Below are 18,829 nucleotides of genomic sequence, written 5' to 3' on the forward strand. Positions count from 1 at the left end.
AGTAGCTATCAATTGAAAAAACCGCTCTAATTGAGCGGTTTTTTGTTATATAGAAACACTCCTTGAATTATTAGCTTAGCTGATTGAACTAACTAAAGCTGAAACCGCTCTACCGCCTTTCTCAAGCTCTCTGTTTGCGCGTCTAGCATCATTGTCGATTCGTTCGACTGTCGGGTGCTTTGTGCACTTGAATCTGCCAGCGCTACAATGCGGTTTAAACTTGTGGCCACATCACCGAGCAACACATCTTGCTGCTCTGTATCTTCAACAATATGTTCGTTAATGTCGCTCAGACGCTCAATAATTTCTCTAATGCTTTCTACTTGTTGAGAAACCTGTTGGGTTATTTCTACCCCTGCTTGCGCTTGCTCTCGACCTGCATTAATAGCTTTTACAGCCTGCGCTGCATCTTTTTGTAAGTTGCCAATCATTTGCTCGATTTCTTCCGTGGAATCGTGCGTTCGATTTGCTAATGTTCGCACTTCATCTGCAACAACTGCAAAGCCCCTACCCTGTTCGCCTGCCCGCGCAGCCTCAATAGCAGCGTTTAGGGCTAATAAATTAGTTTGCTCTGCTATGGTTTTGATAACGTCCAAAATACTGCCAATACTCCTAGAGTTATCATCTAGGCGCCCAATAACCTGTGCTGAAGACTCAGCTTGCTCGGCTTGATTGCTAACTTGATCACTACTTTTTTGAACCAGCAACCCAATGTCAGTACTCTGTCTTGTGATAGTACGTAATGCATCCATCGCTTCATTGATTTGCGCAAGATTACTGCGACTTTTGTCTTGAACATTTTTAGTATTGGTGGAGGTAATAGTAACTTGCTCTCGCTGTTTATCCACTTCAGATAAGCTCTTATTGCCAAGCTCAACACTTTCTTTAGTAATTTCAATTAAGCGCTTTTCCTGTTCAAGAATATTGCCTACCAGTTCTCGCAGGCTATCGGTTAAGCTGTTTACCTTTGCTGAAAGAGCAGAAAACTCATCGTTGCCTTCTTCGGGTAATTTGGTACTTAAATCACCATGGCTTAACTGGTTTAGCCCTTTGTTTATATGCTTAAGTGGCTTTGAAATGCTGCGTGTTACTATTACCGCTAAAAAAATGGCAGCCGTAAGTCCTAAGATTGCAACGACAGTGTTGCGAACTAAATTTTCTTGTACCGATTCGAGTATAGCGTTTTGCCCTTCGAGGGATTGCGCTTGAACGGTATCAAACAGAGTATTTATATCAGTAAGCGCGGTTTCTAATGCTTGCATTGCTTGTTTTTGTGCTTGCGCCGCTTTGTCTACTTCAGCAAGTTTTTGTTGTTGCAACGCAATTAGCCCGTTTGAACCGTTTACGGCGTCTATTAATAAATCATATTGTTCATTAAACGCCTCTATTGTGCCACCATCATCCACACTTGAAGCCAAACGGTTCACATAATCCTTATCTACCTGTAAATTGCTTAGCTGGTATTTAAGGTCTTCAATGATATTTGCACTTTGGGTTTCATCGATAGATTCAGCTAACTCAATAAAAGAGTCGTTCATGGTAAGCAGCTTATTATCAATGGCGGTGCCAGCGCCAATAAGCGTATCTAGACTAGGGTCATTACTTTCCAAATAAGAGAGGTCGAGCATCAATGCGCTTGCTTCGTCTGCCGCCATAAGTACTTTTTCAAGCTGCGTAGCAAGCGCGCTTTCAATATTCATTCTTTCATCAATTGCAATGTACATTTCAATACTGTCGCTCACATAGCTCGAACTTACTTCAACAGCATTTTTAGCTATCGAGTTTTCTGGCATGAGAGATTTCAGTCGCGACAAATCGTTTGAAAAGGTTGATGACAGCGAATCAAATGTTTGCTTATTTTTTTCTAATTCGTCTCTACTTTCTACGTGATAACCATTGGCCGTTATTACCGATAAAGACAATATTTCAGTTTTTACTTTTACCATACTGGTCTGTACTGGCATTTTTTGCTCTACTACGTCTTGTGCAGAGTCTTTAATACTAGTTAAACCGAAATAGGAAAGAATACTTGTAAGCAATAGCAAGCAGCCAAATAAGCCGAAGCCTAAAGTGATTTTATTTATAATTGTTAATCGCATGGACACTTCCACTTAAATACGTGCAAAAAACTACCAAATGAACGCAACTTTTTAAGTTTAGTTTAACAGGATGTTAATTCAATACATCAAAAGTTTTATTTATTTTACTTATTTGTTAGATAAATCGAGCACTTACATTCTGGTCAGGCCACATGTTGCAAGGCCCACACTTAAGTACAATATTTTTTGCAATTAGCGCCTTGGGCAAATTTTCGGCGAGAAGACAAAGATTCCACGGTTTTGCTTTTAAATTGTTTCAACTTACCTATAATAACCACCAAATACTTATTCACTCGTTCTTAGTAGGCTGTAATGGATCAAAATAAAGAATTGAAAAAAGCAGGGCTAAAAGTCACTCTGCCTCGCCTTAAAATTTTACAAATTCTGCAAGAGCCAGAAAACCAACATATCAGCGCTGAAGATGTCTATAAGATCCTAATTGAACAGGGTGAAGAGATAGGTCTTGCGACCGTTTACCGCGTATTAAACCAATTTGATGATGCAGGTATTCTTAACCGCCACCACTTTGAAGGTGGAAAGTCAGTATTTGAAATCAGTCATAAAGATCACCACGACCACCTTGTATGCCTTAAGTGTGGTAAAGTGATCGAATTTGAAGACGAGATTATCGAAGAACGTCAAGAGATGATTGCTAAGCAGCATAAGATGAAGCTTACTCACCACAGCCTTTACCTATATGGCGAATGTACAGACGGTAACTGCGACAACGCTCCTGAATAAGTTGCAATATTAATTAGTAAGAAGCCCGCTTGAGCGGGCTTTTTCAATTTATTAGGCTTTGAATTTGTATGCATGGTAGGCGTTGATTGCCTTTTCCCATACATCGCCCACTTCTCCGGAACCTATCTGCTTGCCCTCTACTTCGACTACCGGGGCAACTTCTTTGCTTGACGACGTTAACCAAACCTCATCAGCCTCTAGCAATTCGCCTTTACTAAACCAGGTTTCCGTCACCACCAGCCCTGCTTGTTTGAATGCCTCAATGGCAATGGCACGAGTAATACCGGGAAGCAGTTCATGGTTTAATGGAGGCGTAAAAATACATCCATTTTTCACCATAAAGACGTTACATGAGCTTGCCTCAGTTATCATACCTTCGCTGTTGTACAAAATAGTTTCATTAACACCTGCGTCAACACCTGCTTGGTAGTGCATTACATTGCCTAACAAGGAAGTAGATTTAATATGGCAGCGTTGCCATCTTTTATCTTGCTGAAGCGCAACTTTAAAAGGCTTAGCATCAGCCTTGGCAGTTGGCTGAGGTGGCGCTATTTCAAAGGCGAACCCAAATACGGTTGGTGCTATATTCTTTGGGTATGCATGAAGTCGTTTTGTATCTGCACCTCGACTTACGTGGAAATAAACACCTATGTTTCCACTTTCAATAAACGCTTTGTTTTTCTCAACCAAACTGGACAAAATGGTTTGCCATTCTTCTATCGTATACGGGTTAGCGATTTCTATCGCTTTAAGGCCTTGCGACATGCGAGAAGTGTGCCCTTTAAACCCTACCGCTTTACCTGAATAAGTAGGTATGACTTCATAGATACCGTCGCCAAAAAGAAAGCCTCTGTCCATCGGAGAAATCTTGGCCTCAGAAAGAGGCATATACTCACCATTTAAAAACGCAATTGTCACAATATTTCTCCTTGTAATCGACGACGCCTACTTGTCATTAGTAGCCAATCCGCCCTTGCTTCTTCTTCGTTTTGAAATACGAAATTCACTTTTTCACCTGGCACCGCTTGGGCCAAGCGACTTATATCACAGGGGCTTACACAGCCAAGCTTAGGGTAGCCTCCCAGAGTCTGCCTATCACGCATCATTACAATTGGCTGCCCGTCACCTGGTACTTGAATGGCCCCTAAATGAATTGCCTCAGAGCGCATATTTTCTACATCGGCGGTAACTGATTCGCCGGTAAGCCTAAATCCCATTCGGTCTATAGATGATGAAACTGTGTAGCTACTGGTTTCAAAAGTACGTAACGCAACCTTGCTAAAGCTTGAAAATTGATAACCAGGGATCACACGAATAGACTCTATAAAGCCATAATCATCAATGTGCTGGTGTGGAAGCCTGCGCATTTTAGCCTTGTCTTGGTTTCTGGTGTTAGCTAAAACCTCGATTAAATCGCCGTCTTTTAAGGCGCTGCCTTGACCGTTTAACCCACCTAGCTGCTCACGCACTACTGTACAAGCACTCCCTACGGCTTTTGGTACTTGCCAGTTTCCGCCTATGGCTAAGTAAGCTTTGCTCCCAAGTAACCCACTTGAAAATGTGATAACAGACCCTGCGGTTGCCTTGTGGCTATGATAAGGCTCTCTAGGACTGCCATCTATATTAAGGGTTGGCTCCCTTCCAGTAACGGCAACTATGCAATCTTCATCAACCTGCAATCGCATTTCGCCAATGGCCTCTATGCAGGGCGTACCATCAAGGTTAAAGGCGAGAAAATTAGCCCAGTCATAGGCATTGCCGTCCATAGGGCCTGACTCACAAAAACCATCCCGTTGTCGCCCTACCCGTCCGTTATCAATGATAAGGCTAAACAGTCCTTTACTGAGTACTTCAATTCTCATCGTTCAACCTGCAATCCTGCTCTATATTCCTGTTCAGTAACTGAAACAAACCTAACCTCATCACCTGCTTTTAAACGGGCTTCACTTTGCTCTTTTTTATGAATGAGCATGTCGAATGCCGTAAGCCCCAATAGATTCCATCCTCCAGGCGATTCACTGGGGTAAACGGCAGTTTGCCTGTCAGCGATTGCGACCGCACCTTTGGGTACTCGTTTGCGCGGTGTGCCTAGTCGCGCACATTTGAGCGCTTCTGGAATATCGCCCATATAGGCAAAGCCCGGAGAAAACCCCACTGCGTATACTTTATAAGTCGTGCTTGTGTGCAATTCGATAACTTCTTCAATAGACAGTGACGTTTTTTTACTCACTACACTCAAATCACTTGCATTAGGTGCACCGTACCAAACGGGAATATCAATCACTGCGCTACTTTCGTTTCCTTTTGCTTGTGAAGAGTCTGACCGCTGGTATATGTCTTCAGTGCTTAAGTTGCTTAGGGCACGGTACACACCGTGGCTATCAATTAATGTCATGTCAAAAACAATTAATAAACTGTCGTAGGACGGCACACATTCACGCAGCCAAGCCCACGGATTGCTTCCCTTTTTGCTATCTATCGCTGCCAGCATGTGATGACAAGCGTTATTGGCGTCATCCAGGTTTGCGCCATCAAAATACAAAATAATGGCGTCTGCACTTGCTGTAACTATTCGCTTAATGCGACCGAAAGCTTGCATCTGCTGTCCTTGTTGTCTTAACGGCCATAACTATTGCTATTGAGCGCTAGATAATAGGTATCTAACACCTAGTACAACAAAGGTTAACAGCCTTTTATATTGTTCTTTTAAATTGTGTTTTTAATGAGGCAAATTTATAGAAATGTTCTGATTTTTTTTGCAATACTCACCGCCCCTTTAGTATCACCATGTACACACAGAGAATCCGCTTCTATTGCAAGTGTTGCTCCCGAAGCTGTGGTTACCGTACCCGACGATATAAGTTGTTTAGCTTGAAGTAGTGCGTCGCTCTCGCTTAACACGGCACCTTCGATCAAGCGGGATTGTAGCAAACCTTCATCGGTATAACGTCTGTCTGAAAATGCTTCAAAATACAACGGCAGTCCCCACTCTTGCGCAGCGTCTTTAAGCGCTGCATTGTGCGACGTAGCCTGCACCATTAACGCAAGGGACGAATCTGAAGACTGCGTATTTATTTCAGCGATGCTTTGCATGACAGTGCGCATGACTGCAGTATCTTTCATCATGTCGTTGTAAAGCGCACCATGAGGTTTCACATAGCTCACTTTAGCTCCGCAAATTTTTGCCATTCCACTTAACGCGCTTACTTGATATTGAATCATAGCGCTAAGTTCATCGGCAGCAATCGCCATACTTCTTCGGCCAAAGCCCTGTAAGTCTGGATACGCTGGATGTGCTCCTATGACCACGTCATGTTCTTTAGCTGACAGAATAGCCTGCTTCATGACTAACGGATCACCCGCATGAAAACCACATGCAATGTTGGCCTGATCAATTTCTGCCATAATGGCCGCTTCCACCGGCATAGACCATGCGCCAAAACTCTCACCTAAATCGCAATTTAACTTCATAATGGTTTAGCTCTTACGTTCATTCCAGTATCATGTTACCTGTTCTTTTTAAAAAGTCAGTGCTGATGATAAATATTGGAAAAATTAATACATTACGCGTGGTAGCCCAATACCCTTTTGGCTACGCTTTAGCGCCACTTGTCGAAAACAACGACGAAAGCGACGGCGTAATAGAAATAGATGATGCTGAAGAGCTGCAAACTGTTACCCTTGCGATTGACGAAGTAGAAACTTCCCTCGCAGAAGGACAACAGATAGACGTATTTGTAGCCACAGATCAGCGCGGCGATCTCTATGCCACCATGAAGAAACCTTTGATTCAAGTTGGTGAAACTAAGGTACTTAAAGCGGTGTCTGCCACTAACTTTGGTGCATTTTTCGACTGGGGTTTAGACAACGACCTTTTAATGCCCAACGACTACCAAGCCCAACCTGTTAATCCAGGTATGTACTATGTTGTTCACACCTTTTTTGATGATAAAACCCAGCGTATTTTAGGTGCTACCAAGCTTCACTATTTTTTAAAGGAAAGTAGCGCCTACCTCAACGAGGGCGACACAGTGCACTGCTTGGTTTATGCCAAAACTGATTTAGGTTTTAAGGTAGTTATCAATGAAAAAAGCTTAGGTCTTATTTTCCATAGCGATGCCTTTAAGCCGCTTAAAGTCGGGCAAGCTACTGAAGGGGTAATTAAAACAATTCGTGAAGACGGCAAAGTGGATGTAGCCCTTCAGCGCATAGACAAAGGTGGCCGTGATGCACTTCAACAAGCCATTTTGGATGATTTGGAAGCCCACGGTGGGATTTCTACGTTAACAGATAAAAGTGCGCCAGAAGCCATTTACTCTCATTTTAACGTGAGTAAGGCGGCGTATAAAAAAGCGTTAGGGGCGCTATATAAGCAAAAGAAAATCACGCTTAGCCCAGATGCAGTTCGCCTTAACAAATAAACGCACATGTTACAGCTGCATTGAAGCGCTAAACTAGCCTGTCTTGCAGCTTCCTTTTTTATTCTTATGACATTAGGACAAACAATGAAAGCACGTGTTTCTTGGGACCAGGATTTAACGTTTACCGGTACAACAGACAGCGGATATAAAACGGTAATGGACGGCAGCGGTAAGGCCGTGTCACCAATGGAATCAGTACTATTAGCAGTTGGTGCGTGTTCAAGTATTGACGTGGTAGACATTCTTAAAAAAGGCCGCTTTAACATTGAAGCCTGTAATTGTGAGTTGGAAGCTGAACGCGCTGAAGAGCCACCTCGAGTATTTACTAAAATTCACGCGCATTACACTGTGTCAGGCGAAGGCATTAGTGAAAAGGCCCTTGCTCGTGCTGTGCAGCTTTCTGCAGAAAAATACTGTTCCGTCATGCTAATGCTAACGGGAAATGTAGAGATCACTACAAGCTATACTTTGGTTTAATAAACTATAGTAGAACCAACCTCTTTTTAGTGATTCTCGCTAAGCATTAGTATAAAAAGCCAACCGTTTAGGTTGGCTTTTTCGTAGACACCGTTTGTTACAATCGTAAACCTCTGAAATATATAACAATTAACATTAGTTAACATCTTTGGCATATTAGCTGCTGTATGTGGTCATTATTATATAACGACAATTACGTTAGGGTTATTGACCATGGAAACTACAACGCACAGCAACACCTCTTTTGCACCAATACGTTCTTTATTACCGTTTTCGCCAACATCACTCAAATTACTTGTTGGAAGCGGTATTGTTGCCCTCACTCTCTCTATGACAGCATGTTCTGATGCTGATGCTGTTAACGACCAAGCCAATGCCACTGAAGTCGAAGAAACCGTTTTTGCTATTCCCGTTGAAACCCAAACCATTGTTACAGGCGACATTACGTCTACTTACGATACAACCGCTATTTTAGAAGCTCGTGAAGAGGCATTTGTGGTTGCGCGAGCATCTGGAATTATCGAAGAAATCTTCGTAGAAGAAGGTGATTATGTTGAAAAAGGCCAGGTACTGGCACAGCTTGATAAGCGCCGCTACGAGCTGAACTTATCAAAAGCTTTGGCTGATTTAGCTGGCATTGAAAGCGAACTAGAAAAGGTCAACAAAGTCTATTCTAAAAAGCTTATCAGCGATGACACTTACGACAAGCTCACTTCGCAATTTGAATCAGCAAAAGCATCTGTACGCTTAGCTGAACTTGATTTGAAAGAAGCCACTATCACAGCCCCAATTGATGGATACATTGCAGAAAGGAATGCCAAGGTAGGTAACCTGACTGAATCGTTCCAACGGGAGAGAATGTTTCATATCGTTCAGCAGCGCAATCTTCAAGGCATTGTGTACCTGCCTGAAAATGAGCTACCCAACGTAGTGATTGGACAAGGTGCAATGCTTACTGTGGCAGCTTTAGGCGACAGAACGATTACAGCCAACGTAGAGCGTATAAGCCCGGTCATCGATGCGACCACCGGCACGTTTAAAGTAACCTTAAAAGTACCTAACGAAGGCAACCAACTCAAAGCCGGCATGTTTACTGATGTGTCGCTTGAATACGCGACCCACGCTAACGCCACGCTGTTACCCCGCAGAGCCTTAGTCACCATTGACAATAGTCATAGCGTATTCGTTGTCGATAACGGCAAAGTTAAAAAAGTGAATATTTCTACTGGCTTTGAAAACAACGAAGTAATTGAAGTTACCAATGGTTTAAGCGGCAATGAAGAAGTAGTGACTGCAGGCCACCAGAATTTGAAAGACAGCGCTCCCGTTGAAGTCGTAAACAGCTAATTCGGCCAAACAAGGAATTCACACAATGCGTATTGTAGATATTGCTGTAAAGCGCCCTGTTGCCGTTAGTATGTTCACTTTTGCGGTATTGCTATTTGGTATGGTGTCGTTAGGCAGACTGTCGGTTAACTTACTGCCCGACTTATCTTACCCTACTCTCACTATTCGCACCGACTACGACGGTGCAGCACCAGGAGAAGTAGAACAACTGGTTTCAAAACCCATTGAAGAAGCCATCGGCGTAGTAAAAGGTGTACGTAAAGTCACGTCTACATCGCGAGCTGGCCAGTCTGATGTGGTGCTTTCTTTTTCGTGGGGTACCGACATGGATTTCGCGAGCTTGGAAGTACGCGAAAAGCTTGATGTGTTGCAGCTTCCCCTTGATATTGAAAAGCCAAGACTTCTTCGTTTTAACCCAAGTTTAGACCCGGTAATTAAACTGGGGCTGACGGCACAAAGCGATACGTCAAGTTTAAGCGTAACGCAAATGAAGCGATTACGTTTATATGCCGAACAGCAAGTAAAACGAGCGCTAGAGTCAGTAGAGGGTGTGGCAGCAGTGCGCGTTGGCGGTGGTTTAGAAAACGAGATTCACATTCTTATCGACCAGCAGAAAGCCAGTCAACTGTCTATTCCCATTACCCGCATTGTTGACCGAGTAAGTGCTGAAAACATCAACGCGGCGGGCGGTCGAATTGATAACGCAGCCCAGGCGTTTTTGGTCAGAACCTTGAATCAGTTTGAAACGCTTAGCGATATAGAAAACCTTTTCATTGGGCGTTTTGAAGGCAGAAACATTCAACTTAAAGACGTGGCTACAGTTGAAAGTGCCTATAAAGATCGTGATGTGGTAACGCGCTTTAACGGCGATGAAGGTATTGAAATTGCCATTTATAAAGAAGGCGATGCTAACGCCGTTAACGTTGCGCAAAAAGTGGCTAGCCGGTTAAATGAGGTCAACAACAACCTGCCTTCAACCTACACGCTTAGCGAAATTTATGACCAAAGCGTGTTCATTAAGCAAGCTATAGATAACGTGAAATCAGCGGCAGTAATGGGCGGTATTTTGGCCATGTTAGTGCTGTACCTTTTTCTTAAAGACTTCTGGGCTACCGTTATTATCTCGGTTTCTATTCCGGTATCAGTAATTGCTACCTTCAACTTGATGTATGCCAACGACATAAGCTTAAACATGATGAGCTTAGGTGGAATCGCACTTGCTGTTGGCTTGTTAGTAGACAACAGCATTGTTGTGCTTGAAAACATAGACCGTCACAAAAAGTTAAAAACGGCTGGAAGTGACAACGCTACAGCTAATGAAAACTCAAGAGCTGAAAACACTAAAGCAGAGGATTCCGCCGCAAGTGAAGGGACAAAAGAAGTCTCTGGCGCAATTGTGGCTTCGACACTAACCACTATGGCCGTGTTTGTGCCGCTGATATTTGTAGAAGGTATTGCAGGTCAGCTGTTTAAAGATCAAGCGTTAACCGTGTCGTTCGCTTTAGCTGCATCGCTTGTTGTTGCGCTCACACTTATCCCTGCGATGGCACATAAGAAGAAAAAGCAACAGCTAGATCACGAAGATGTGTTTACTACACCAGCGCCTACCCCTCCTACGTCAACATTGGGCAAAGTTATGTACTACCTTACCCTGCCAGTTCGTTGGGTATTCAGACTTATCTTTGTATTTTTACCTGCAGCCTTGGTTACCTTGGTGATAGGCGCATGGCATATCGTTAGCAAATTACTGAGCGTTGCGTTTAAACCACTTATTTGGGTATTTAATAAAGGGTTTGACCTTCTTGCTTATGCTTATGAAAAACTGCTGCGCATAAGCCTTAAAGCCAAAGCGGCGGTGTTAGCTACTGCCTTTATTCTTGCTGCTGGCGCGATAATGCTTATACCAAGACTAGGTATGGAACTTATCCCTACCCTATCACAAGGAGAATTCTCGGTAGAAGTGACCCTTGCTGCAGGTTCGCCACTAGCGCGTACCGACGCTATTATCAGCGAGCTTGCTGCGGTTGCAGTAAATAACAATGATGGCGGCGAAACCAAGGTGCTCCGCACGTATGCCATGTCTGGTACGGGTAGCCTTATAAGCGCCGCGCCTAATCAGGGTGGCGATCATTGGGGCCGCTTAAACATTGTCATGCAGCCTTCGGCGACAGCTGCCGATATGGACGCGGTAAAGCGTGCCCTTCGCGATCATTTAGCGTTTAAACCTCAGGTTCAGGCAACGTTTTCAGAGCCAGAGCTATTTAGCTTTGCATCGCCTATTCAAATTGAAATTGCGGGTTACGACCTTAATCAACTACAACAGTATGGTGACGCTATTGCGACCAAGCTAGCCAGTTTTAATAATTTTGCAGACGTAACGACCAGCATTCGTGACGGGAACCCAGAGCTTAAAATAGCTTTCCATCACGCCAAACTTGCTCGCCTTGAGCTTGATGCATCAACCGTTTCTCAGCTTATTGCGGCCAAAGTAGGTGGCCGTGTCGCTACACAGTATAGTGTTGAAGACAGAAAGGTGGATGTGCTGGTAAGAACCCAACAAAACCAGCGAGATGACATCGCCAGCGTGCGTGCCATTGTTGTTAACCCAGGCTCTGCACAACCTATTCCATTAAGTGCCGTTGCAGACGTGTATATGAGCGTAGGCCCTAGCGAAATCACCCGCGTTGGACAGCAGCGTGTAGCGCTGGTATCTGCAAACTTAGCCAAAGGTAAGCTTGATGAAGCAGTTGCCGTTGCTAATAAAGTCATTGATGAAACCCAACTTCCTCTATCTTTAAGTGCAACAGTAACTGGACAAAGTGAAGACATGCAAAGCAGCTTCCGTTCCCTACAGTTTGCCCTAGCACTTGCCGTGTTTATGGTGTATTTGGTTATGGCGTCTCAGTTTGAGTCGTTGCTGCACCCACTGCTTATTTTGTTCGCCGTGCCGCTAGCCGGTGCAGGTTCTGTGTATGGGTTGTGGCTTACCAATACGCCGCTTAACGTGGTGGTATTTATCGGTTTGATTATGCTGTGCGGCATTGTAGTGAACAACGCTATTGTATTAGTTGACCGTATAAATCAGTTACGCCGTCAAGGAGTAGATAAAGACACCGCTATTCTAGATGCTGCAAATACCCGCCTGCGCCCTATTTTCATGACAACACTTACCACAGTGTTGGGTCTATTGCCTATGGCGTTTGGTTTTGGTGAAGGTGCTGAAATTCGCACGCCAATGGCCATCACCGTTATTTACGGCCTTCTGTTTGCTAGCTTGCTCACCCTCATTTTACTGCCAGTGCTTTACAGCCTGTTCGACGTGAAGAAAAACATTGCGCAGAAAACGTCTGTTAATACTAATGCGGGCTTTGGTGACGAAGAAGCAATGTCGAAAGGAGGTGTACTATGAGTACACCTTCTCACAACGCTAATAACAGTTCTGAAACCCACACTGACAAGCGCCAAACACGTGACCCGAATCAACGCGAGACAGACATAGCTTCACAGCCGCAGCTTTCAAAAATTGCAGGTATAGGCGCTGGGCTGGCACGCTTTGCGTTAAATAAGCCCGTTACCATCGGAATGCTGTTTTTGTCTATGTTGCTGTTCGGCATTGTATCTGGCCGCTTATTACCTTTAGAGAAATTCCCTGGGATTGATATTCCAGAAATGGTAGTGCAGATCCCCTACCCTGATGCAACGCCAGTTGAAATTGAGACGATGATAACCCGTCCAGTTGAAGAGGCTGTTGCTACCATGTCGGGGATAAAGCGATTAAGGGCACGTTCGTACGACAATATGGCTGAGGTCATTGTGGAATTCGATTGGGATGAAAACCTTAAAGCCAAAAGTATTGAAGCGCGGGAAAAGATTGACGCTATTCGCCACGAACTCCCTGACGATATAGAGCGGATCATGGTGTATAAATTTAACACCAACGATATGCCTATATTCCAGCTGCGCGTATCGAGCGACCGCGACTTATCGAATGCTTACGACTTGCTTGAGCGTAACCTTAAGCGTCCGCTAGAGCGTGTTCCAGGTGTATCGAAAGTTGAGCTATATGGCACCATGAAGCGTCAAATTACTATTCGCTTAGATCCTAAAAAAATGGCGGCCTACCAAATAGACGGTACCCGTTTAGAACAGCAGCTTCAAAACGCCAACTTCTCGCTAACCGCGGGCTACATGTACAACAACGGTGAAAAAGTTTTAGTTAACCCCACTGGCGAATTCACCGATGTAAACGACTTTAAAAACATGTGGGTTACTCGCAGCGTGCGCTTGTCTGATATTGCCAGCGTGACATACGAACTTCCTCAGCGCAACGAAGGGCGTCATTTAGATCGCACCTTTGCGGTAGGCTTTAACGTATTTCGCGAATCGGGCAGCAATCTTGTAGAAGTGTCCGACGCGGTAATGAAGGTTATCGAAAAAGCCAAGGAAGACCCCGAGTTTACAGGCATTAGTTTGTTTGTAATGGACGACACCGCGAAAAGCGTGACTTCGTCGCTGAGCGATTTGTTAAATGCAGGCCTTTTAGGTGCGTTGCTTTCAGTTATTGTGCTGTACTTATTCTTGCGTCAGTTAACCACCACCTTAATTGTAGTGCTGTCGGTGCCGTTTTCTATTTGTATAGCCTTGGGCGTAATGTATCTTTTAGGCTATACCCTTAATATTTTATCACTCATGGGCCTCATGCTAGCGGTAGGTATGCTGGTAGACAACGCCGTTGTGATCACCGAAAGCGTATTTCAAGAACGCCAACAAGAGGGAGACATTAAACGAGCCACCCAGATTGGTGTAAACAAAGTCAGTCTTGCGGTCATTGCTGGAACTGCAACCACGGCAATAGTGTTTTTACCTAATATTATTGGGGTAAAAATAGACGTGACCATCTTTTTAGAGCACGTTGCTGTGGCTATCTGTATATCTCTGTTCGCGTCGCTTTTCATTGCCAAAACACTTATTCCCTTACTGACAACTAAGGTAAAGATCCCAGTTGTAAAAACACCTAAAACACCGTCCTACATAAAAGGCTATGGCAGCGCGCTTAACTGGATGTTAAAGCACCAGCTCATAACCTGCATTATCGCTTTATTTATTCTGGGGTCGACTATTGTGCCCATGCAAGCGGTAACGTCTGACGATGAAGGTAACGACAATCAAGAGCGTATTTGGCTTAACTATCATGTAACGCAAAACTTCACCTTGGAAGAAGTGGAAAAAACCGTCGATAAAATGGAAGCTTACCTATATGAAAACCAGGAGCGCTTTCACATTAAACAGGTGTATACCTATTTTACTGCCGGTCATGCAGTAAGTGGTATCACGCTTAACGAAGAGTTGCCCGTAAGTGTGAGTAAAATTAAGGAGGATATTCGTGAAAACATGCCTTCATTTGTGCGTGCTCGCCCCTCTTTCCAGTGGGATAGCGGCAACGGTGGTGGCGTAAGAGTAACGCTGTTGGGTGAATCTTCAGAAACCTTGCTGAATATTTCAGAGCAGATCATTCCTATTCTTTCCACCATAGACGGGTTGGAAGATGTAAAAGCCGACACTGGCTCTACCCGCGACGAAGTTCAGATACGCATAGACAGAGAGAAAGCAAACCGCTTCGGCATTCAGGTGAACGATGTGGCTAAACTTATCTCTACAGCACTACGAGGTAGTAATTTACGTACATTCCGCTATGGTGACGCCGGAGAAGTGGCGGTGCAGCTTAAGTTTGGCAGCGATATTCAAGCCTCGCTAAGCGAACTTAAGAACATCAATATTGGGTTTACGCAGGGACAATCGGTAACGCTGAACATGATTGCCGATTTCTCTGTGGTGCCACAGCTTTCGCAAATTAACCGCAACTATCGTCAAACCGCGCTTGCTATAGGTGCAAACCTAGAGGGTGAAACCACCACCGAACAAGCTCGAGAACGCATAGAAAAAGCACTAGCTAATATCGAATTGCCTACGGGCTATAAGTGGACGCTAGATGGCAGCTTCTCTCGCCAGGATGAAGCTAATGCCGTCATGCAAATGAATATGCTATTAGCGCTTTGCATGATATACGTTGTAATGGCTGCATTGTTTGAGTCTCTCATCCTTCCAACGTCTGTGATCACTTCGCTGTTATTTTCGTTCACCGGTGTGTTTTGGGCATTTATGGTGACGGGTACCTCAATGTCTATTATGGGCATGATTGGTATGCTGATATTGATGGGCATTGTGGTTAACAATGGCATTGTCTTAGTAGACAGAATCAATCAGCTAATCAACGAAGGTTTATCGCTGTATGACGCAGTGATTGAGGGATGTATAACACGCATCAGGCCTATTCTGATGACAGTAGCCACCACGGTATTGGGGCTTATTCCACTAGCTATGGGAAGTACTCGAATTGGCGGCGACGGCCCTCCCTACTCGCCAATGGCGATAGCGATCATTGGTGGGCTGGTGTTCTCAACGCTAACCAGCTTGTTCTTGGTACCACTTGCTTACGTGCTGCTGCTAAAACTTAGGTTTAAAACCCAACGTCTGTTCAAAACCAGTAGAGCGCGTGTAGCCACGTATATAAAAATCGTTAATTAAGACGCATATTAAAACGAGCAAAAAGACAAAAAGCGGGTCTAGTTTTCAACATTTACGTCAACGTGATGACGAAAAGTGTAAGCTAGCCCGCTTTTTCTGGATTTATCGTTACAACAACCAAAGCCTTAGCTACGCGACGTTAAGTATTCGTGTACCGCATCTGCGTGACGCTCTTCAGAAAACTTGATAAGGCTGCTTCCATTACATGTTAGGCCTTCTTCAGACGTTACCATGCGCAATACTTCACGTTGGCTAGCGCCAATACGACCCACGTTACGTGAAAGGCTAGAACGAAGAACTCTTACATCATCGTTGATTATTGCTTTACAAAAACCTGCAAACTGGGTTTCACCAACGAAGCGAATGTCTTTTGACTCTGCTGCTGCATTTGCATTGATGCTAAAAGCGACAGTCGCAGTAGCTGCAAAAACTTTAAGTAAGTTAGATAGTTTCATTTTAAAATCCTCAATGTGTGGTTAAGGGTGCTGTGTAAGTTTGTGGCAAACTCTTAAATTAAGTTGAGCAGAGTTAAATGAATCAACAATTTGCTCAACGCCCTTTATTTATGCATCAAGAATGAAAATTTTTCTGTTGAATGATTGTGTAACCTGGGTAAATGCATAGTAAATCAAGTTGTTACGCTGTTGTTACGACACTAAGCCTTTGAATTAATTAGAATAATATAAATTGCATATTACTTATATATCTAGCGATAGCATTTGTAGGAAGAAAGAAGTATAAAACTTAAGTATAAAAAAGCCCCTTTCGGGGCTTTAAAAGTGTAATTTTAACAAAATTAAAGATATTAACGCTCACTCATTGTACAAATAAAAGCCATTTTACGTAATTTAATTACACAAATTGGAGTAAACTATTCGTATTTACGCTCTCGCTTAGTCTCAATTGCATCAATGTAAGCATGCCACGACGCATAGCCGATAATCGGCATGAGCACGATGAAACCCACGAAACCGGTCACGTAACCAATTGCAACTGTGGTGAAAATGATAGCCCCCCAAATGAGCATGGGTACCTTATTTAGCCATACTGCATTCACACTGGTAAGCACTGCAGTTGCAAGATCTACCTTACGCTCCATTAAAATCGGTTGGGTAAACGCCGTAATAAATAGCACTGCCAGGGTAAAACCCGCGCCAACGATAGTGCCTAACGCTAAAAACGGTAACAAGCTTTCTAAATCGTTCTCTATATAAGGTGGATAAAGTGCATGAATCAGCGATGCCACACGCAACCAAAATATCATCATTACCATAAGCAGTATGGCAAAGCCCCACTCGTTAAATGCGTTTCTTCGCATTGCGCGCAGCGAATGACGAAGTGAAGGCTTATGACCTTTCTCCATCTCCCAGCTTACATCATAAAGACCAGCAGCCAGAAAAGGCCCTACCAACATGAAACACACAATGGCGGGTAAAATAACTAAGTGCCAACCTGTCATTTCAACCAAGTACATAATGAACCACGGAATAACCGCGAAAAGAACGCCATAAAACAATGTGAGACCTGGTGCGCGCATAGCGTCTCGTAATGCCAATGACAACCACTTTATAGGGTCGCCAACGTCTAACTCTTTACAGGGAATAACGCGAGCTATACCGCTTTGCGTGATTGCATTCTCTGGTGTTTCTTTGAAATGGTGCGACATATTCTTATCACCTCTGCTTGTTAGCCTGTTTGTTACTAACGCGTTTTTTATACACGCCTTACTACTACGATAGGCGCAGAATGAAAAGTTCACAAGCTATTAACATATTTTTTATACTTAAGTGACATTTAGAATGTATATCTCGCAATGCGCTCAATAAATAACCAGTTAGTAAAAAAAGTCCTGTTTAAAGTATAAATACTGCAAAAAGGCCATCGCATATGACTTTGTATTGCGATAATCTCAGGGTATGTAAATCAACCAGATAGACCATGAAAACTGTATCTCGCTCACATAAATTAGATAACGTCTGTTACGACATTAGAGGCCCAATTGCTGCGCAAGCACGCAAAATGGAAGACGAAGGACACCGTATATTAAAACTGAATATCGGTAACCCCGCCCCATTTGGATTTGAAGCCCCTGACGATATCGTAAAAGACGTTATTCATAACCTGCCTACGTCTCAAGGATATTCAGACTCGACAGGAATTTATGCCGCCCGTGTGGCCGTGATGCAGTATTACCAGCAGCGCAATATTAAAGACATTCGTGTAGACGATGTTTATATTGGCAACGGTGTATCTGAGTTAATCATGATGGCGATGCAAGCTTTACTTAATCATGGCGACGAAGTGCTTATTCCAAGCCCTGACTACCCGCTATGGACAGCAGCAGTTAGCCTCTCGTCAGGTTCACCAGTTCACTATCGCTGCGACGAGCAAGCAGGCTGGTTCCCCGACATTGACGACATAAAAAGTAAAATCACCAGTAAAACTCGCGCAATAGTACTTATTAACCCTAACAACCCTACTGGTGCAGTTTACGACAAAGCCCTGTTGCAAGAAGTAGTTGAAGTTGCCCGCGAGCACGGGCTAGTGGTATTTAGCGACGAGATTTACGACAAAATTCTTTACGATGAAGCAAAGCACACCAGTATCGCTTCACTGGCTGACGATGTGTTTTTTGTTACCTTTGGCGGTTTAAGCAAAAACTACCGTGTGGCGGGCTTTCGCTCTGGCTGGCTTGTAGTAAGCGGCAACAAGCGATTAGCGTCTGACTATATTGAAGGGCTTAATATCCTATCTTCCATGCGAATGTGCGCGAATGTACCTTGTCAAAGTGCCATTCAAACAGCGTTAGGCGGCTATCAAAGCATTGATGACTTGGTGAAAGAAAACGGGCGCCTTCGCATTCAGCGCGACGTAACTACAGATATGCTAAACGGCATTGACGGTATTTCTTGCGTTAAACCTAAAGGTGCCATGTATTGTTTTGCCAAGGTGGATGAGAAGAAATTCAACATCCACAATGATGAACAAATGGTGCTGGATTTATTAAGCTCTGAAAAAATTCTGCTGGTACACGGTCGCGCTTTTAACCTGACCGAAGGCACCTACTTCCGGTTAGTATTTTTACCGCACAGCGATGTATTGGTACCTGCACTGCATCGTATAGGCAACTTCTTTAGAACCTACAAGCAAGGGGCGTAA

The 18,829-nt window shown here is 43.8% G+C and carries 14 protein-coding genes; 7 read left to right on the forward strand and 7 right to left on the reverse strand.

The annotated features are described in order from the left end of the window. Positions 1–92: 92 nt before the first annotated feature. On the reverse strand, positions 93–2,099 hold the full coding sequence (locus ACYTPF_RS08210; RefSeq protein WP_461851857.1) for a methyl-accepting chemotaxis protein: 2,007 nt from the start codon (positions 2,097–2,099) through the stop codon (positions 93–95). A gap of 312 nt (positions 2,100–2,411) precedes the next feature. On the opposite strand from ACYTPF_RS08210, the gene fur reads away from it, so the two are divergent. Continuing rightward, on the forward strand, positions 2,412–2,840 hold the full coding sequence (gene fur, locus ACYTPF_RS08215) for a ferric iron uptake transcriptional regulator (protein ID WP_179983643.1): 429 nt from the start codon (positions 2,412–2,414) through the stop codon (positions 2,838–2,840). Positions 2,841–2,891: 51 nt separating this feature from the next. Here the strand turns inward: fur and ACYTPF_RS08220 are convergent, their stop codons facing one another. The 4 genes from ACYTPF_RS08220 to ACYTPF_RS08235 form a co-directional block, all read right to left on the reverse strand. Further along, positions 2,892–3,758, reverse strand: a complete 867-nt coding sequence (locus ACYTPF_RS08220; protein WP_461851858.1) for a D-amino acid aminotransferase — start codon at positions 3,756–3,758, stop codon at positions 2,892–2,894. Beyond that, positions 3,755–4,702, reverse strand: coding sequence for a 5-oxoprolinase subunit C family protein (locus tag ACYTPF_RS08225; RefSeq protein WP_461851859.1), 948 nt, complete (start codon positions 4,700–4,702; stop codon positions 3,755–3,757). Before ACYTPF_RS08225 ends, ACYTPF_RS08220 begins: the two co-directional genes overlap by 4 nt. Further along, the gene (locus tag ACYTPF_RS08230; RefSeq protein ID WP_461851860.1) at positions 4,699–5,439 is read right to left on the reverse strand and encodes a 5-oxoprolinase subunit B family protein; all 741 of its coding nucleotides are present in this window, start codon (positions 5,437–5,439) and stop codon (positions 4,699–4,701) included. The genes ACYTPF_RS08225 and ACYTPF_RS08230 overlap by 4 nt, the downstream gene beginning before the upstream one ends. Positions 5,440–5,573: 134 nt before the next feature. Next, on the reverse strand, positions 5,574–6,311 hold the full coding sequence (locus ACYTPF_RS08235; protein ID WP_461851861.1) for a 5-oxoprolinase subunit PxpA: 738 nt from the start codon (positions 6,309–6,311) through the stop codon (positions 5,574–5,576). 65 nt (positions 6,312–6,376) lie between these two features. Between ACYTPF_RS08235 and ACYTPF_RS08240 the strand changes: the two genes are divergently transcribed. The 5 genes from ACYTPF_RS08240 (at position 6,377) to ACYTPF_RS08260 (ending at position 15,670) form a co-directional block, all read left to right on the forward strand. Then, positions 6,377–7,261 (forward strand): CvfB family protein, encoded by an 885-nt coding sequence (locus ACYTPF_RS08240; protein WP_461851862.1) that lies wholly within the window; start codon positions 6,377–6,379, stop codon positions 7,259–7,261. A gap of 84 nt (positions 7,262–7,345) precedes the next feature. After that, a complete protein-coding gene (locus ACYTPF_RS08245; RefSeq protein WP_014949747.1) occupies positions 7,346–7,738 on the forward strand; it encodes an OsmC family protein in 393 nt (130 codons plus the stop codon). Between the two features lie 213 nt (positions 7,739–7,951). Beyond that, positions 7,952–9,085: an efflux RND transporter periplasmic adaptor subunit gene (locus ACYTPF_RS08250; RefSeq protein WP_461851863.1), complete on the forward strand. Its 1,134-nt coding sequence runs from the start codon at positions 7,952–7,954 to the stop codon at positions 9,083–9,085. Positions 9,086–9,110: 25 nt separating this feature from the next. Continuing rightward, on the forward strand, positions 9,111–12,494 hold the full coding sequence (locus ACYTPF_RS08255) for an efflux RND transporter permease subunit (protein WP_461851864.1): 3,384 nt from the start codon (positions 9,111–9,113) through the stop codon (positions 12,492–12,494). After that, the gene (locus ACYTPF_RS08260) at positions 12,491–15,670 is read left to right on the forward strand and encodes an efflux RND transporter permease subunit (protein ID WP_461851865.1); all 3,180 of its coding nucleotides are present in this window, start codon (positions 12,491–12,493) and stop codon (positions 15,668–15,670) included. Before ACYTPF_RS08255 ends, ACYTPF_RS08260 begins: the two co-directional genes overlap by 4 nt. A gap of 125 nt (positions 15,671–15,795) precedes the next feature. On the opposite strand, the gene ACYTPF_RS08265 is transcribed toward ACYTPF_RS08260, so the two are convergent. Together ACYTPF_RS08265 and ACYTPF_RS08270 are read right to left on the reverse strand one after the other, a co-directional pair. Beyond that, positions 15,796–16,125 (reverse strand): DUF3718 domain-containing protein, encoded by a 330-nt coding sequence (locus ACYTPF_RS08265; protein WP_014979515.1) that lies wholly within the window; start codon positions 16,123–16,125, stop codon positions 15,796–15,798. 416 nt (positions 16,126–16,541) lie between these two features. Next, a complete protein-coding gene (locus tag ACYTPF_RS08270) occupies positions 16,542–17,336 on the reverse strand; it encodes a DUF2189 domain-containing protein (RefSeq protein WP_461851866.1) in 795 nt (264 codons plus the stop codon). Between the two features lie 272 nt (positions 17,337–17,608). On the opposite strand from ACYTPF_RS08270, the gene ACYTPF_RS08275 reads away from it, so the two are divergent. Then, positions 17,609–18,829, forward strand: coding sequence for a pyridoxal phosphate-dependent aminotransferase (locus tag ACYTPF_RS08275; RefSeq protein ID WP_461851867.1), 1,221 nt, complete (start codon positions 17,609–17,611; stop codon positions 18,827–18,829).

The organism is Alteromonas sp. HB246098, from assembly GCF_054890645.1.

Bases quoted from the DNA above. Each gene is read 5' to 3' on its own strand.
- ACYTPF_RS08210 (WP_461851857.1), bottom strand. From the start codon at position 2,099: ATGCGATTAACAATTATAAATAAAATCACTTTAGGCTTCGGCTTATTT.
- fur (WP_179983643.1), top strand. From the start codon at position 2,412: ATGGATCAAAATAAAGAATTGAAAAAAGCAGGGCTAAAAGTCACTCTG.
- ACYTPF_RS08225 (WP_461851859.1), bottom strand. From the start codon at position 4,702: ATGAGAATTGAAGTACTCAGTAAAGGACTGTTTAGCCTTATCATTGAT.
- ACYTPF_RS08230 (WP_461851860.1), bottom strand. From the start codon at position 5,439: ATGCAAGCTTTCGGTCGCATTAAGCGAATAGTTACAGCAAGTGCAGAC.
- ACYTPF_RS08235 (WP_461851861.1), bottom strand. From the start codon at position 6,311: ATGAAGTTAAATTGCGATTTAGGTGAGAGTTTTGGCGCATGGTCTATG.
- ACYTPF_RS08240 (WP_461851862.1), top strand. From the start codon at position 6,377: ATGATAAATATTGGAAAAATTAATACATTACGCGTGGTAGCCCAATAC.
- ACYTPF_RS08245 (WP_014949747.1), top strand. From the start codon at position 7,346: ATGAAAGCACGTGTTTCTTGGGACCAGGATTTAACGTTTACCGGTACA.
- ACYTPF_RS08250 (WP_461851863.1), top strand. From the start codon at position 7,952: ATGGAAACTACAACGCACAGCAACACCTCTTTTGCACCAATACGTTCT.
- ACYTPF_RS08255 (WP_461851864.1), top strand. From the start codon at position 9,111: ATGCGTATTGTAGATATTGCTGTAAAGCGCCCTGTTGCCGTTAGTATG.
- ACYTPF_RS08260 (WP_461851865.1), top strand. From the start codon at position 12,491: ATGAGTACACCTTCTCACAACGCTAATAACAGTTCTGAAACCCACACT.
- ACYTPF_RS08265 (WP_014979515.1), bottom strand. From the start codon at position 16,125: ATGAAACTATCTAACTTACTTAAAGTTTTTGCAGCTACTGCGACTGTC.
- ACYTPF_RS08270 (WP_461851866.1), bottom strand. From the start codon at position 17,336: ATGTCGCACCATTTCAAAGAAACACCAGAGAATGCAATCACGCAAAGC.
- ACYTPF_RS08275 (WP_461851867.1), top strand. From the start codon at position 17,609: ATGAAAACTGTATCTCGCTCACATAAATTAGATAACGTCTGTTACGAC.